At 53.3% G+C, this 15,155-nt stretch carries 13 protein-coding genes; 5 read left to right on the top strand and 8 right to left on the bottom strand.

Annotated features, from left to right (window positions below; genetic code table 11):
* Window positions 1-23: 23 nt before the first annotated feature.
* Window positions 24-1,376, bottom strand: coding sequence for a metalloprotease PmbA (gene pmbA / locus OGX90_RS14320; RefSeq protein WP_003830385.1), 1,353 nt, complete (start codon window positions 1,374-1,376; stop codon window positions 24-26).
* Window positions 1,377-1,471: 95 nt separating this feature from the next.
* Between pmbA and yjgA the strand changes: the two genes are divergently transcribed.
* Complete coding sequence (gene yjgA / locus OGX90_RS14315; protein WP_008786039.1) at window positions 1,472-2,023, top strand: ribosome biogenesis factor YjgA; 552 nt, start codon at window positions 1,472-1,474, stop codon at window positions 2,021-2,023.
* A gap of 99 nt (window positions 2,024-2,122) precedes the next feature.
* On the opposite strand, the gene mpl is transcribed toward yjgA, so the two are convergent.
* Window positions 2,123-3,499: a UDP-N-acetylmuramate:L-alanyl-gamma-D-glutamyl-meso-diaminopimelate ligase gene (mpl, locus tag OGX90_RS14310; protein WP_286624122.1), complete on the bottom strand. Its 1,377-nt coding sequence runs from the start codon at window positions 3,497-3,499 to the stop codon at window positions 2,123-2,125.
* Between the two features lie 175 nt (window positions 3,500-3,674).
* Between mpl and fbp the strand changes: the two genes are divergently transcribed.
* Entirely contained in the window at window positions 3,675-4,673 is a 999-nt protein-coding gene (gene fbp, locus OGX90_RS14305) for a class 1 fructose-bisphosphatase (RefSeq protein WP_003830390.1), read from the top strand.
* A 76-nt stretch (window positions 4,674-4,749) separates the two neighbouring features.
* On the opposite strand, the gene OGX90_RS14300 is transcribed toward fbp, so the two are convergent.
* The 5 genes from OGX90_RS14300 to ytfQ all read right to left on the bottom strand — a co-directional run bounded on the left by OGX90_RS14300 (window position 4,750) and on the right by ytfQ (window position 10,552).
* Entirely contained in the window at window positions 4,750-5,862 is a 1,113-nt protein-coding gene (locus OGX90_RS14300; RefSeq protein ID WP_191215219.1) for a methyl-accepting chemotaxis protein, read from the bottom strand.
* 103 nt (window positions 5,863-5,965) lie between these two features.
* Window positions 5,966-6,967, bottom strand: a complete 1,002-nt coding sequence (gene yjfF / locus OGX90_RS14295; RefSeq protein ID WP_008786036.1) for a galactofuranose ABC transporter, permease protein YjfF — start codon at window positions 6,965-6,967, stop codon at window positions 5,966-5,968.
* A complete protein-coding gene (gene ytfT, locus OGX90_RS14290) occupies window positions 6,954-7,976 on the bottom strand; it encodes a galactofuranose ABC transporter, ATP-binding protein YtfT (RefSeq protein WP_003830397.1) in 1,023 nt (340 codons plus the stop codon). Before ytfT ends, yjfF begins: the two co-directional genes overlap by 14 nt.
* 13 nt (window positions 7,977-7,989) lie before the next feature.
* Window positions 7,990-9,492, bottom strand: a complete 1,503-nt coding sequence (gene ytfR, locus OGX90_RS14285; RefSeq protein ID WP_048212855.1) for a galactofuranose ABC transporter, ATP-binding protein YtfR — start codon at window positions 9,490-9,492, stop codon at window positions 7,990-7,992.
* A 103-nt stretch (window positions 9,493-9,595) separates the two neighbouring features.
* A complete protein-coding gene (gene ytfQ, locus OGX90_RS14280) occupies window positions 9,596-10,552 on the bottom strand; it encodes a galactofuranose ABC transporter substrate-binding protein YtfQ (RefSeq protein WP_003025728.1) in 957 nt (318 codons plus the stop codon).
* Window positions 10,553-10,861: 309 nt separating this feature from the next.
* Here ytfQ and ppa point away from each other — a divergent pair, with 309 nt between their 5' ends.
* The 3 genes from ppa (at window position 10,862) to OGX90_RS14265 (ending at window position 14,753) form a co-directional block, all read left to right on the top strand.
* Window positions 10,862-11,389 carry an inorganic diphosphatase gene (gene ppa / locus OGX90_RS14275; RefSeq protein WP_003025726.1) on the top strand — a complete coding sequence of 176 codons (528 nt, stop codon included), beginning with the start codon at window positions 10,862-10,864 and terminating at the stop codon, window positions 11,387-11,389.
* Between the two features lie 199 nt (window positions 11,390-11,588).
* Window positions 11,589-12,659, top strand: coding sequence for a 7-bladed beta-propeller protein YncE (yncE, locus tag OGX90_RS14270; protein ID WP_286624119.1), 1,071 nt, complete (start codon window positions 11,589-11,591; stop codon window positions 12,657-12,659).
* 84 nt (window positions 12,660-12,743) lie between these two features.
* Entirely contained in the window at window positions 12,744-14,753 is a 2,010-nt protein-coding gene (locus tag OGX90_RS14265; RefSeq protein WP_020996258.1) for a TonB-dependent receptor domain-containing protein, read from the top strand.
* 57 nt (window positions 14,754-14,810) lie between these two features.
* On the opposite strand, the gene OGX90_RS14260 is transcribed toward OGX90_RS14265, so the two are convergent.
* Entirely contained in the window at window positions 14,811-15,155 is a 345-nt protein-coding gene (locus OGX90_RS14260) for a gamma-glutamylcyclotransferase family protein (protein WP_003025723.1), read from the bottom strand.

Genomic DNA, 15,155 nt, shown 5'->3' with positions numbered 1-15,155 from the left:
CACAGCTTGAAGTATGACGGGTATTATTGCCCGGCGATCTTCATCTCCGGCAACAGGACCGAACCACACTGAATATTACTGCGCGTTTCAATATCGTTGCCGACGGTGACGATATTACGCCACATCTCTTTTAAGTTACCGGCGATGGTAATTTCACTCACCGGGTACTGAATTTCACCGTTTTCGACCCAGAAGCCCGCCGCGCCGCGCGAGTAATCGCCGGTAATGCCGCTTACGCCCTGTCCCATCAGCTCGGTAACCACAAGACCTGTGCCCATCTCTTTGAGCAACTGCTCGAAGCTTAGACCCTGTCCCGGAATTCGCCAGTTGTGGATCCCGCCTGCATGACCGGTGCTCTTAAGCCCCAGCTTACGTGCAGAATAATTGGTCAGCAGCCACTGAGTCAGCACACCGTCTTTAATAATGTCGCGGCGTTCGGTCCGTACGCCTTCGCTGTCGAACGGTGAAGACGCCAGCCCTTTCAGCAGGTGCGGATGTTCTTCAATGGTCAGCCATTCCGGCAGAATTTGCTTGCCCAGCGAGTCGAGCAGGAAGGTGGATTTGCGGTACACCGAGCCGCCTGCAATGGCGCCAACCAGGTGTCCGAACAGTCCGGTCGCCACTTCATTGGCGAAAATCACCGGCGCTTTCATGGTGGAAAGCTTACGTGGAGACAGGCGTGATAAGGTACGGCGAGCACAGTCAGCCCCCACCCACTCCGGCGTTTGCAGATCGCCCATCGCCCGACCAATGGTGTAGGCGTAATCACGCTCCATATCACCATTTTCTTCTGCGATTACGCAGCTGGAAAGAGAATGGCGCGTGGAGCAGTAGCCCTGCAGCATACCGTGGCTGTTGCCAAACACTTTGATGCCATAGTGGCTGTTAAAGCTGCCGCCTTCGGTATTGGTGATGCGTTTGTCGGCCTGCAACGCCGCCTGTTCAGCGCGGGCAGCCAGTTCGATAGCTTCGTCAGGGGAAACTTCCGCCGGGTGGAACAGGTCCAGATCGGGCGCATCAAAGGCCAGCAGTTCTTTATCTGCCACGCCCGCGCACGGGTCCGGCGAAGTGTAACGTGCAATGTCCAGCGCGGCCTGCACGGTGCGTGCAATCGCCTGCGGGCTTAAATCGGTGGACGATGCGCTGCCCTTACGGTTCTGGTGGTAAACCGTAATCCCCAGTGCACCATCGCTATTGAATTCGACGTTCTCCACTTCACCATAACGGGTGCTGACGCTAATACCCGTGGTCTTGCTTACAGCGACTTCCGCGCCATCCGACTTACCTGACGCTAATTCCAGTGCTGTCGAGACTGCTTCTTCCAGAATCTTACGCTGCGCTTCAACTTGTGAGATTACTTTCATCGCAAATGCCATAATGTAGAGAGAGTTTCTCTGAAGTCTAACAGAGAACCGTTTTTCAGTGCGCATCTTAACTGGTAACATTAGCCTCTTTTTTTAAGGAGCCTGACATGACTAAGCAGCCCGAAGACTGGCTCGACGACGTTCCCGGTGATGACATCGAAGACGAAGACGATGAAATTATCTGGGTCAGTAAAAGTGAAATAAAACGTGACGCCGAGGAGTTAAAACACCTGGGTGTGGAACTGGTAAAACTGGGGAAAAACGCGCTGGATAAAATCCCGCTCGATGCGGATTTACGTGCCGCGATTGAGCTGGCCCAGCGTATTAAGATGGAAGGTCGCCGTCGTCAGCTGCAGCTGATTGGCAAAATGTTGCGCCAGCGCGATGTTGATCCTATCCGTCAGGCGCTGGACAAGCTGAAAAACCGTCACAACCAACAGGTCGTTGTCTTCCATAAGCTGGAGCAACTGCGTGACCGTATGGTTGACGGTAGCGATGAAGCTATCGAAGAAGTGATGAACCTGTGGCCTGACGCCGACCGTCAGCAACTGCGTTCGCTGGTGCGTAACGCCAGGAAAGAAAAAGCGGGCAACAAGCCGCCAAAATCTTCCCGCCAGATCTTCCAGTATCTGCGTGAACTGGCGGAAAACGAGGCCTAACCTCTTCGTCCGCCGAAAGTGCCGGATGGCGGTGCAAATACCTTATCCGGCCTACGATCCGTTGTAGGCCCGGTAAGCGCAGCGCCACCGGGCATTTTTTTACTCTTCTTCTGCCTGAGCTTTCTTCGCCAGACCATCCAGCAGTTTTTGATGAATACCGCCAAACCCGCCGTTGCTCATCACCAGAATGTGATCGCCAGGCTGTGCGGTTTTCACCACCATATCTGCCAGTGCATCCACATCGCCGCTCCAGTGTGCCGGCTGAACGCAGGCTTCAGCGACTTCTGCTACCTGCCACGGAATGTGCGGGGGTTGCAGCAGGAACACTTCGTCTGCACGCCCTAACGACGGCGCCAGGTCATCTTTGCACAAACCCATTTTCATGGTGTTCGAGCGAGGTTCCAGCACCGCGATGATGCGCGCCGTGCCGCCCACTTTACCGCGCAGTGCCGCAAGCGTTGCCAGAATGGCCGTCGGGTGATGGGCAAAATCGTCATACACCGCCACGCCATTGGCTTCACCGCGCAGCTCAAGACGGCGACGAGCGTTGATGAACGAGCCCAATGCATTGGCCGCATCCGCAGGCACGACGCCAACATGACGCGCGGCTGCAATCGCCATCAGGCCGTTGTGCATGTTGTGCTCGCCCACCAGGCCCCACTTAACTTCGCCGACTTTTTCACCGTCCAGCCACACTTCCCACTCGGAGGCATCGGTGGTCAGCTTTTTCGCCTGCCAGTGACCTTGTTCGCCCACCAGCTCTTGTTCGCTCCAGCAGCCCATCGCCATCGTCTGTTTCAGATTGATGTCGTTTTCCGGGTAGATGATGCGTCCCTGGCCCGGCACGATACGCACCAGGTGATGGAACTGTTTCTGAATAGCTTTCAGATCGTCAAAGATATCCGCGTGATCGAACTCAAGGTTATTGAGGATCAGCGTGCGCGGGCAGTAATGCACGAATTTAGAACGCTTGTCGAAGAACGCACAGTCGTACTCATCCGCTTCAATCACGAAGAAGTCGCTCTCGCCGAGGCGCGCGGAAACCTCAAAGTTGCCCGGAACGCCGCCGATCACAAAGCCAGGTTTATAGCCGCAGGCTTCGAGGATCCAGGTCGCCATTCCGGCGGTAGTGGTTTTGCCGTGCGTACCCGCAACCGCCAGTACCCAGCGATCGCGCAAGACAAAGTCATGCAGCCACTGCGGGCCTGACATGTACGGAATGTTCTTTTCCAGCACCGCTTCCACGCACGGATTACCACGGGTCATGGCATTGCCGATGATCACCAGGTCCGGCTGTGGGTCGAGCTGGCTGGCATCGTAACCCTGAATCAGATCAATGCCTTGCTTCTCAAGTAAGGTACTCATCGGCGGATACACATTGGCGTCCGAACCGGTTACTTCATGACCGAGCGAGCGCGCCAGCATCGCCAGACCGCCCATGAAAGTGCCACAAATTCCCAAAATATGAATGCGCATACGTCACTATCCTTTTTTAATCTGGGGGCCATTTTACGCACATGTCCGGCAAGTGAGAAACGCATTTCAGGATATTCCGCAGTTTGCTGGCGCGATTCACCTAAGCGCAACAAAGGAAATATTTGTTAATATTGTTGCGGTCGCTTTACTCCACATAAATTGCAGGGAAAGTGTTATGAAAACGTTAGGTGAATTTATTGTCGAAAAGCAGCACGAGTTTTCTCATGCTACCGGTGAGCTCACTGCTTTGTTGTCGGCAATAAAGCTGGGCGCCAAGATCATCCACCGCGATATCAATAAGGCCGGTCTGGTCGATATCCTGGGTGCCAGCGGTGCTGAGAACGTGCAGGGAGAGGTTCAGCAAAAACTCGATCTGTTCGCGAACGAAAAACTGAAAGCTGCACTGAAGGCGCGCGACATTGTGGCGGGCATTGCCTCAGAAGAAGAAGATGAAATCGTCGTCTTTGAAGGCTGTGAACACGCTAAATACGTTGTGCTAATGGATCCGCTGGATGGCTCATCCAACATCGATGTTAACGTCTCTGTCGGTACGATTTTCTCTATTTACCGCCGCGTAACCCCAGTCGGCACACCGGTCACGGAAGAGGATTTCCTGCAACCGGGCAACAAGCAAGTTGCTGCAGGTTACGTTGTTTATGGTTCTTCCACCATGCTGGTGTATACCACCGGCTGTGGCGTACATGCCTTCACTTACGATCCTTCTCTGGGCGTATTCTGCCTCAGCCAGGAACGTATGCGCTTCCCGGCGAAAGGCAGCACGTACTCCATTAACGAAGGTAACTACATCAAATTCCCGAACGGCGTGAAGAAGTACATTAAATTCTGCCAGGAAGAAGATAAGCCAACCCAGCGCCCGTATACCTCGCGCTACATTGGCTCTCTGGTTGCAGATTTCCATCGCAATCTGCTGAAAGGTGGAATCTACCTGTACCCAAGCACCGCCAGCCACCCGCAAGGGAAACTGCGTCTGCTGTATGAATGCAACCCGATGGCCTTCCTGGCCGAGCAGGCGGGCGGCAAAGCCAGCGATGGTAAAGAACGCATTCTGGATATCACCCCAGAAAGCCTGCACCAGCGCCGCTCCTTCTTCGTGGGTAACGACCATATGGTTGAAGATGTAGAACGCTTTATCCGCGAGTTCCCGGACGCGTAAGTATCATTCATCGCACGGACGTAGGCCGGATAAAACGCGTAGCGTTGCCATCCGGCCTACAAAATCCATCGTCTGCTTACGCTTTCTGTAGCTTAAATACGGCCATTGCTTCGATTAGCGCTGAAGACTGCTCTTCCAGCGAGCGGGTAGCCGCTGAAGACTGCTGCACCAGCGCCGCGTTTTGCTGCGCCGTTTCATCCATCTGAATTACCGCGATATTCACCTGCTCTATGCCGCGACTCTGTTCCTGGGACGCACTGGCAATTTCACGCATCAGTTTGGTCATACGCATAACCTCGGTCGCGATTTCATCCATGGTTTCGCCCGCCTGCTGCGCCAGTTCACTGCCTTCCCCCACATGGGTGTGCGAATCGCTGATTAGCGTACGGATCTCTTTGGCCGCCTCGGCGCTGCGGCTGGCCAGATTACGCACTTCACCTGCCACAACCGCAAAGCCCCGCCCCTGCTCACCAGCTCGCGCCGCTTCAACGGAAGCATTGAGCGCCAGAATATTGGTCTGGAAAGCAATGCCATCAATCACGCTGAGGATGTCGGCGATTCGGCTGGAACTACCTGAAATATCGCGCATTTTCTCGATCACATAGCACACCATTTCGCTACCGCGATCGGCGGTATCCGACACCGATTTTGCCAGCTGGTGCGCCTGTTCCGCGTTCTGCGCATTCTGTTTCACCGTCGCCGTGAGTTCTTCCATGCTGGCGGCGGTCTGCTCCAGCGAAGTGGCTGTCGATTCAGTGCGTTGCGCCAGATGCTGGTTCCCGGCCGTCAGTTCACGACTGCCAATATCAATTTGCGAGCTGGCATCGCGTACGCGCTGTACCGAGTCGCCCAGCGCATGGCGCATGTCATCCATTGCTGCGTTCAGGCGGTTGAATTCGGCGCTGGCCGACAACGCGGTAACCGGCGACAAATCCCCCGTTGCCAGACGTTCCAGTTGCTCAACCATGTTATCCAACGGTTTGAGAAACTTATTTCGCAGCATAAACCAAATGACCGCCAGCAATGCGATAGCAGCCAACATTGCAGCGCTCATAATACCGTGATAAATCAACGAGGTAATGACACGGGTAGACGCATATAGCCCCATGCTACCGGTCAGTAACAGAAGGAACGTCAGCAGAGACAATAACACCAACAAACTTGATCGAATTGAAAGGGATTTTGGCATCGTTATATTTCCGGTTGTAGGGTTAAAACAGACCTGTACAGAACCTATCGACTACAACCGGAAAAAGTTTAGGTATTTAAATGTTTTGTTCAAAATCAGGATGTTACTTTGGTGTTGCCGCCGTACCCACTCGGGTAACCGGCGAGCTTTGACGATTTTCCCAAAGCACCGTCAGACCGCGTTGTAACGCTATAAAAATAAACAATAAAATGCCAATCGCGATCTTCGTCCACCAGGAACTTAATGTGCCGTCAAAATTAATGTAGGTCTGGATCAGCCCCTGAATAGCGACGCCAAACAACGTCCCTAACACTGTACCGACCCCACCGCTGAGCAGCGTTCCGCCAATCACAACTGAGGCTATCGCATCCAGTTCGACGCCAACGCCCGCCAGCGCATAGCCCGCCTGGGTGTAAATGGAAAAGACAATGCCGGCAAGCGTCGCAAGCCCGGTAGACAGCATATAAATGCGGATGGTGGTGCTGCGGGTTGAGATGCCCATCAGGTTGGCAGAAGTGGCGTTGCCGCCAATCGCGTAAACCTGATTACCAAAGCGCGTACGGTGCGCCAGGAATATGCCGATGACGACAACCGCCAGCATCAGCAATCCCATCGCGCTCAGGCGACCACCACCGGGAATTTTCCATGCCAGGCTTGAGAGCGTGTCATAAACCGGATGGTTAATTGGGATGGATTCTTCTGAGACCAGATAGCTGACGCCGCGCAGGAAGAACATTCCCGCCAGGGTGATAATAAATGCCGGGATCTTCAGCGCATCAATCAGTAACCCCATAAACGCACCAAACGCGCAGCCCATCAGCAAAACCAAAGGGAACGCCAGCAGCGGGGAAATGCCCCAATAGCCAATGGCCTTTGCCAGAAATACGCCGGTAAAGGCGATCACCGAGCCAACGGAAAGGTCGATCCCGCCAGAGAGGATTACGAAGGTCATGCCTACGGCAATGATGCCCAGAAAGGCGTTATCGGTCAGGATATTGCAAATGACCCGGGTGGAAGCAAAAGCGGGAAACTGCGTCAGGCAGTAGAGATAACCCAGCACAAACACGCCGAGGGTGATCATCAGCGGTAAATTACGTTTTATCATGACCACGCACTCCTTTTATCAGGCTGATAAAGCGTTGCGACTGCACGACCAGCACACACAACACCACCACGGCTTTGACCACCTGATTCAGTTCCGGCTGGAAGCCCGACAGCAAAATCCCGGTGTTCATGCCCTGAATAATCAATGCGCCTACCACCGACAGCAGCAGGTTAAAGCGCCCGCCCATCAGCGACCCGCCGCCGATAACCACCGCCAGGATGGCATCCAGCTCCAGCCATAATCCGGCGTTATTGGCATCTGCCCCCCGGATATCCGCCGTGACGATAATGCCAGCGATAGCCGCGCACAGGCCGCTCAGCACATAGGTGAGCATCACGATAATGCGGGTGTTCACCCCGGCGTTTTTTGCCGCACGAATGTTGATACCCACCGCTTCGATAAACATACCCAGCGCCGTTTTCCGCGTCAGCAGCCAGAACACCACCAGCGTGAGCAGTGCAATAATTACCGGCGTGGGGAATAGTAGGAGCGAGCCGCTGCCAAACCATGACAGTTCGGGCGAGTTAAAGGTGACGATCTGCCCGGAGGTGATAAGCTGCGCCACCCCGCGCCCGGCCACCATCAGGATTAGCGTGGCGACAAACGGTTGGATCTTGAGGATGGCCACCAGAATCCCGTTCCACAGCCCAGCCAGAATGCCGGAGCCTAAGGCGGCAAGCAGCACTACCGGCAGACTGTGCCCGGCCACCGTCATCGCCGCAGTAGTAGCGCCAGCAATAGCCATGACTGCCCCCACGGAAAGGTCGATGCCGCCGGTAGCAATCACCAGCGTCATACCAATCGCCAACAGCGCCACGGGCGCGGCACGGTTGAGAATATCAATCGGGCTACCGAACAGCCGACCATCCTGCAAAATCACCTGGTAGAAATGCGGGGCGACCAGGCTATCCACCAGCAGCACCAGCAGTAACGCCACCAGCTGTGGCATCCCCTTTGGCCAACGGAACCGCCGTTTAGACGGATTGGATTGAGGGAGAGATTGAGGCATCACCATAGTCTCCTTAGGCCGCAATGGCGTTCATGATCGCCGGTACGGACAGTTCAGCCAGGGGGATCTCGGCCACCTGTTTGCGATCGCGCATAATAATGACCCGATCGGCATAGCCCACTAACTCTTCCAGTTCGGATGAAATGACCAGCAGCGCCAGACCATCCGCGCACAGCGTTTCGATCAGGCGAATGATCTCCGCATGCGCGCCAACGTCGATACCACGCGTGGGTTCATCGAGGATCAGGAACTGTGGTTTGGTCAGTAACCAGCGCGAGAGCAGTACTTTTTGCTGATTACCGCCGGAGAGAAATTCGATCGGCTGCTCAGCGTTCGGAGTACGAATACCAAGCTGGCGGATAAAACGCTCGGCAATCTCGTTTTGCTCTTTCCGAGGAATAGGCCGCAGCCAGCCGCGCTGCGCCTGCAATGCCAGAATGATGTTTTCCCGCACCGAAGCGGCGGCAATAATGCCATCCGTTTTGCGATCCTCCGGACAGAAACCGATCCCCAGACACGAAGCCTGATGTGGCGAGCGCAAAGTCTGCGGTTTGCCTTTGATCAGCGCACTTCCGCTGTCGGCGGGTTTAATACCGAAGATCACCTCCGCCGTTTCCGTTCGCCCGGATCCCAGTAGTCCGGCGAGACCGACGATCTCACCGGGACGCACCTGTAGATCAAATGGCGCGATGGTGCCTTTTTTGCCAAAGCCGCTGAATGCCGCCACCGGTTTATCACTCAGCAACGTGCGGCCCGCACGCTGTAGCGCATGGGTATCCAGTTCACGGCCCAGCATCATTTTGACCAGTTCGATCTGAGGCAGTTCTCGGGTTTCACGGCAGCCAACGAAGCCGCCGTTACGCAGAACGGTAATGCGATCGCTGACCTGATAAACCTGATCAAGAAAGTGGGTGACGAAGATCAGGCTGACGCCCCGATCGCGCAGATGTCGCATCAGGCCAAACAGCATTTCAACTTCCTGAGTATCAAGGCTGGCGGTCGGCTCATCGAGGATCAGCACTTTTGCGGAGAGATCGATCGCCCGACAGATGGCGACGATTTGTTGCATCGCCACGGAAAAGCGGTTCAGCGGCTCGCGCACGTCGAGGGAAAAACCGTATGACGCCATCAGCTCCGTCGCGCGTTTTTCCATCTGCTTGCGCTGAAGCAGGCCAAAACGCCGCGGCTCACGGCCAATAAATAAGTTATCGGCAACCGACATATTGGGCAGCAGGTTCACTTCCTGGTACACGGTGCCAATCCCCAGTTGCTGGGCATGGGCGGTGTTTTTGGGGGAAATCGGTTGGCCTTCGAGCCAGATAGTGCCGCGATCGGCATGGTAAACGCCGGTCAGCGCTTTGATGAGCGTCGATTTGCCGGCTCCGTTTTCTCCCAGCAGCGCCATAATCTCGCCACGACGCAAGCTGAAATCCACGTTATCCAACGCTTTGACTCCGGGAAAGAATTTGCTTAATCCTTCGGTGCGGAGGATTTCCTGATGTTGGTCGGTGGTCATGGTTCCCCCTGCATCACGCCGGATGGCGCTACGCTTATCCGGCCTACAAAAGAGCGTAATGTAGGCCGGGCAAGCGCAGCGCCCCCGGCATTTTCATGAAGGCTTAGTAGCCCATGTTTTTCTTCTTCTCTAACTCTTCTTTTGCCGTATCCGGCAGATAGAGGATCGACTTGGTAATGGTCAGCTTCTCAGGCATCGTGCCGTCTTTTTTGAATTTCTCCAGTGCGTCGAATGCCGGGCCAGCCATATTTGGCGTCAGCTCGACGCTGGCGTTGGCTTCACCGTCAATCATCGCTTTGTAGATATCCGGTACGCCATCGATAGAACCGGTGAGAATATCTTTGCCAGGTTTCAGGCCCGCTTCTTTGATCGCCTGAATCGCACCGATCACCATGTCATCGTTGTGGGCGTAAACCATGCAGATGTTCTTGCCGTTGTTTTCCGCTTTGATAAAGCTCTCCATCACTTCTTTCCCTTTACTGCGGGTGAAGTCACCGGACTGAGAGCGAATAATTTTGATGTTTGGCGCACTGGCAATAGCTTCAGCAAAGCCTTTCTTACGATCGATCGCCACGCTGGCCCCAACGGTCCCTTGCAGCTCAACGACGTTACACGGCTTGCCGTCCACTTGTTTAATCAGCCAGTCGCCGATCAATTTACCTTCCAGCACGTTGTCGGCGGTGACGGTGGTCATATAGAGAGATTTGTCTTTTACATCGATGGAACGATCGAGCAAAAAGACCGGAATGTCGGCATCTTTAGCTTCTTTTAAAACCGGCTCCCAACCCGTTGCCACGACCGGCGCAATAAAGATGGCGTCGACGCCCTGCGCAACAAATGAGCGGACTGCTTTAATCTGGTTTTCCTGCTTTTGCTGGCCATCAGCGATTTTCAGCGTAATTCCCCGCTTTTCGGCCTCGCTTTTCGCGACGTTGGTTTCTGCGGCGCGCCAGCCGGATTCAGAGCCAACCTGCGAAAATCCTACGGTTAAAGGGGCTGCCATTGCCATAGACGACATGGCTGCCGAAACTGCTGTGACTAAAAGTAAGCGCTTCCACATAAGTGCGTCCTCGTAGGGTGATTATTGTTGGTTAATTAACCGTTGCGAAAAAACTATAGACAATTGAGCATGTAACGGATTGCGTTACATCACACTTCAAAAAAGTAAATAAAACGTTAATCACAACTTTGTAATCGCTTTCATCTCGCTATGAAAAATGCGGCTGAAGATATGGATTTTTCTGTCACGAAAGAGAGATAAAAAGAAGAAAATGCACGCAGAGAAAGCGAAAACAAGCGGAGACATTCCGCGCGAGTTGGCTATAATACCCGCCACTTGTTTGCCATAGCTTATTTAAAGGAAACAGACATGAGCTTACTCAACGTCCCTGCCGGTAAAGACCTGCCGGAAGATATCTACGTTGTTATCGAGATCCCTGCAAACGCAGATCCGATCAAATACGAAGTTGACAAAGAGAGCGGCGCCCTGTTCGTTGACCGCTTCATGTCCACCGCGATGTTCTATCCGTGCAACTACGGTTACATCAACCACACCCTGTCTCTGGACGGTGACCCGGTAGACGTTCTGGTCCCGACTCCGTACCCGCTGGAGCCAGGTTCAGTGATCCGCTGCCGTCCGGTTGGCGTACTGAAAATGACCGACGAATCCGGTGAAGATGCGAAACTGGTTGCGGTACCGCACACCAAGCTGAGCAAAGAATACGATCACATCAAAGATGTGACCGACCTGCCGGAACTGCTGAAAGCGCAGATCACCCACTTCTTCGAACACTACAAAGATCTCGAAGCGGGCAAATGGGTGAAAGTTGACGGTTGGGACAACGCTGAAGCTGCTAAAGCTGAAATCGTTGCTTCCTTCGAGCGCGCGAAGAAGTAAGTTCGCGTTAGCTTAAAGCCCTGAACGCCAGCCCCTGGTTAGTAAGGGTTTTTTAATTTCTATTTTCTTTTCCCCCTCCCCTTCGCTGTTTTCTTTTTGACCTACCAGATTGGGTAGTCACATTTCATTTATCTCAATTGCGAATGGGATTAGATCTCATTATCATTCTCATCATGTAAATAAATGTGAATAAAAGTCAATGAACCTCCACAATGTGAAGTCCCTGAAACGCTATTCCTGCGTGGCTCTCGCCACAGCACTGTTATTTACCAGCCTGTCCAGCGTGGCGCAGACGCTACCTGAGCAAGATTTTCTGACCCGCGACGTTGGCAACGGCGTGTATGAACTGGCGGTTGATAGCCAGCAGAATGCGCTTTTTGCTGCCTCGTCGCCGTCGTTTGATAAAGATAAAACCAGCGGGCTTATCTATAAACTCGATCTGGAGAAGCTCACCACGACTGAAGTTATCGAAACCAGCCGTCGTGCCTTTGCCACTGCCCTGGATGCAGGAAACCAGGTGCTCTATGTCGGCAACACGCTGGAGGGTTCGGTCACGCTCATTGATACCCGCAGCGGTAAAGAGCTGGCAATACTGCAACTGAGCGAAGCCAAAAACTCGAAAGAAATTGTCCATACCCGCGAAATGGTGCTCGATAAACAGCATCACCGCCTGTACGTTTCCGGCGTGGCTGAAAAGGGCATTGTCTGGGTGGTGGATACGCAAAAGCGCGAGAAAATCGCCACCCTTGAAAACATGGGCCAGTATCCGACCGGCATGGCCGTAGATGCCAATAAGAACCGCCTGTATGTCGTAAATGGCCGCAACGAACTTATTACGCTGGATACCACTAACCATCAAATTCTTAACCGCTTTAGTATTGAGCCAGGCAAAAAACATTTTTTCCTGAATATTGCTTTGGATGCAAAAAATAATCGCGCATTCCTGACCGATCCTGATTTAGCGGATGTACTGGTTGTTGATATTAATACCGGTAAGGTTATTGCGCCCATTAAGGTTATCAACTCGCTGGCAGTGATATATAACGAAAAGCGCCAGGAAGTATATATCACCCACCGTAATGCAAAGCGCATCAGCATTGTGGACAGCAAGACTTATCAGGTAAAACAAAGCATTGAAACCAATGCGTTACCTAACAGCCTGGCGCTCTCGTCTGATGCCAACACCCTGTATGTCAGCGTCAAACAGCCGGAAAAAATGACCGGTGTGAAGCCCGACTACGTGATGCAAATCGACCTCTCCAAATATTAATAATTAAAAACGCTTCTGACACCTTGCAGCTTTTCTGGGCTGCAAGGTGATGCTTTTATTTTTTACTTTTCAGGTGTCTATATTATGAAAACGCGTCAACTTATTACGCTGACAGGGATCGTTGCATTCTCAGGCGGTGTTATTTTCCCCACTCAGGCAGAAGAACTCACCGAAACCTCACGCAATAGCGAAGATGAAATGGTGATCACCGCATCCGGGTTCTCGCAGCAAAAGCGCGAAGCGCCGGCCACCATTTCCGTTATCGATCGTAAAACGCTGGATATTCAGCCGGACCGTAGCATTGGTGAAGCGATTAAAAACCTTCCTGGCGTCTCGGTCACCAACAGCAGCGGTATGAACGCTGGCAGCATTATGATTCGCGGCATGGACCCGTCCTATACCGCGTTTATGGTCAACAGCGTCAAACAAAATACCGGTGAATCTCGCCCTTACGGACATGACATCGGTACTGAAGCCAACTTCTTACCGCCGATGGAGGCCATTGAGCGTATCGAAGTTATCCGCGGGCCCATGTCCTCGCTGTACGGCTCAGATGCCATCGGCGGTGTGGTCAACGTGATTACCAAAAAACCGTATGGCGCAAAAGAGTGGACGACGGCAATAGCCGCCAATACCTGGCTTCAGGAACACCAGTATTTGGGTAATACCAGCCAGATGAATCTGTTTACCATGGGGCCGATTGTGCCCGATGTTCTCGGCCTTAGCGTAGCGGCCGACTGGCTCGACCGTCGCGATGACGATCGCAATAACTATTTCGGCAAACACAACCGTAAATCCGTTGATATGACGCTGGGCCTGGCCGCTAGCGAAAATAACCTGTTCGACCTCAATGTGGTCACCGGTGAGCAAGAGAAAAACCGTACCCAGAAGCGCGGCGCGCCGTGGTCATGGCTGTTCGATCGTAACGCCGCCACCCTAACGCATACCGGCTGGTATGCCGACGACACCATTGCAACGACCAACTACATAAACTATGAAAAAGGCCGTTCGAAGTACGTTTATGACGGCCAGTCGCCGCAGTATGTGCAGATGGAGAACTACGTCGCTAATTCGCAAACCACCTTCACGCTCGACAACCATAAACTGACCGTTGGGGCGAATTTCACCCGCGAAGAGCTGAATGACCGCTTTGATGTGGCCAACAAAACGCTGCCCGGATCTGAGCCAGTGACAAAAATCAGCCGTAACGGTTGGGCATTGTTTGCTGAAGACGGCTGGAGCATTGACGACTTCATCCTGACCACATCAGCGCGTATGGACCAGGATGATAACTTTGGCACACATATTACGCCGAAAATGTACGGTAACTGGGCCTTCAGCAATGACTGGGCGCTGAAGGGCGGCGTTTCCGCAGGTTATAAAAAACCTGAGCTGCGTGCGACATCCAGCGACTTTGTCACCCCATACGGCTCGACCGTACCTTATCCCTTCCTGACCGTCGGTAACGACGATCTGAAACCAGAACAAAGCGTTAACTCTGAGCTGGGCCTCTACTGGACGGGGAATGCGCTGTCACTGGATAGCACCGTCTTCTATACGCAGTTCAAAGACAAAATTGCTGAACAAACCATTTGCGAAACTACATCGACGAATCAGTGCTCCGTGAATGGCTACAAGGCGGACTCCGTCAGTAAATACTTCAACGTCAGCAAGGCGGACGTGTATGGCATAGAACTGAATGCCGACTGGCAGATTAGCGCCGATGTAAAAGCCAACGCTAACTACACCTGGAACCATAGCGAACAGAAAAGCGGCGTAAACAAAGGCTACGCGCTCAACGATTATCCGCGCCATATGGCGAACCTGTCGCTGAACTGGGCGGCAACGCAGAGTCTGGACGTATGGAGTACGGTGAATTACCGCAGCAGTAACCGCAACAGCGGCAATAACTATAAGTACGATGACTACACGATGGTCGACGTAGGCGTACGTTATAAGCTCAATAAGCACACGCAGCTGATGGCAGGGATCTACAACGTGCTGGATGAAGATCCGAAACTGACGACTGCATGGAATGAATCCGCGCAGGTGGAAGGACGCCGCTATAACCTCGGCGCGCGCGTGGAGTTTTAAGCCTTTAATAAACAACGCCACCCGAAGGCGGCGTTGTTTATTCTGGTAGGCGATATATCAGTACTGGTCTCTGTCTAACCAGTTACCGCTTTCAATCAGCGTTAAGCCATCAACCGGACGTTGGTACACGTACATCCATGCACTTCCGTACGGCGTTTGAATTAACTGGCGTGCGTATTCACCGCCGCGGGTACGCAGAGCGTCAAGCTCTGCCAGCGTGGCGTTATCAATACGATAAACTTCCCCGTGTACTGTTCCATTTCCCGGAACCGCGCCTGGATAGTGGCCCAGGCTGTACAACTGGTAGTTATCGATACTGAAATTTCCCAGCAACAGGGCATTGGTCATCCAGTGGCTGTTGCCTTGTTTGGTTCGTAAACTGCCGTAGACAAATATTCGCAT

Source organism: Citrobacter sp. Cpo012 (assembly GCF_030333015.1).
In the GTDB taxonomy this organism is placed as follows: Bacteria; Pseudomonadota; Gammaproteobacteria; order Enterobacterales; family Enterobacteriaceae; genus Citrobacter; species Citrobacter portucalensis.
Note: the sequence above shows the minus strand (reverse complement) of the source record. Positions and strands in the feature narration are given on the sequence as shown.

Bases quoted from the DNA above. Each gene is read 5' to 3' on its own strand.
- pmbA (WP_003830385.1), bottom strand. From the start codon at position 1,376: ATGGCATTTGCGATGAAAGTAATCTCACAAGTTGAAGCGCAGCGTAAG.
- yjgA (WP_008786039.1), top strand. From the start codon at position 1,472: ATGACTAAGCAGCCCGAAGACTGGCTCGACGACGTTCCCGGTGATGAC.
- mpl (WP_286624122.1), bottom strand. From the start codon at position 3,499: ATGCGCATTCATATTTTGGGAATTTGTGGCACTTTCATGGGCGGTCTG.
- fbp (WP_003830390.1), top strand. From the start codon at position 3,675: ATGAAAACGTTAGGTGAATTTATTGTCGAAAAGCAGCACGAGTTTTCT.
- OGX90_RS14300 (WP_191215219.1), bottom strand. From the start codon at position 5,862: ATGCCAAAATCCCTTTCAATTCGATCAAGTTTGTTGGTGTTATTGTCT.
- yjfF (WP_008786036.1), bottom strand. From the start codon at position 6,967: ATGATAAAACGTAATTTACCGCTGATGATCACCCTCGGCGTGTTTGTG.
- ytfT (WP_003830397.1), bottom strand. From the start codon at position 7,976: ATGCCTCAATCTCTCCCTCAATCCAATCCGTCTAAACGGCGGTTCCGT.
- ytfR (WP_048212855.1), bottom strand. From the start codon at position 9,492: ATGACCACCGACCAACATCAGGAAATCCTCCGCACCGAAGGATTAAGC.
- ytfQ (WP_003025728.1), bottom strand. From the start codon at position 10,552: ATGTGGAAGCGCTTACTTTTAGTCACAGCAGTTTCGGCAGCCATGTCG.
- ppa (WP_003025726.1), top strand. From the start codon at position 10,862: ATGAGCTTACTCAACGTCCCTGCCGGTAAAGACCTGCCGGAAGATATC.
- yncE (WP_286624119.1), top strand. From the start codon at position 11,589: ATGAACCTCCACAATGTGAAGTCCCTGAAACGCTATTCCTGCGTGGCT.
- OGX90_RS14265 (WP_020996258.1), top strand. From the start codon at position 12,744: ATGAAAACGCGTCAACTTATTACGCTGACAGGGATCGTTGCATTCTCA.
- OGX90_RS14260 (WP_003025723.1), bottom strand. From the start codon at position 15,155: ATGCGAATATTTGTCTACGGCAGTTTACGAACCAAACAAGGCAACAGC.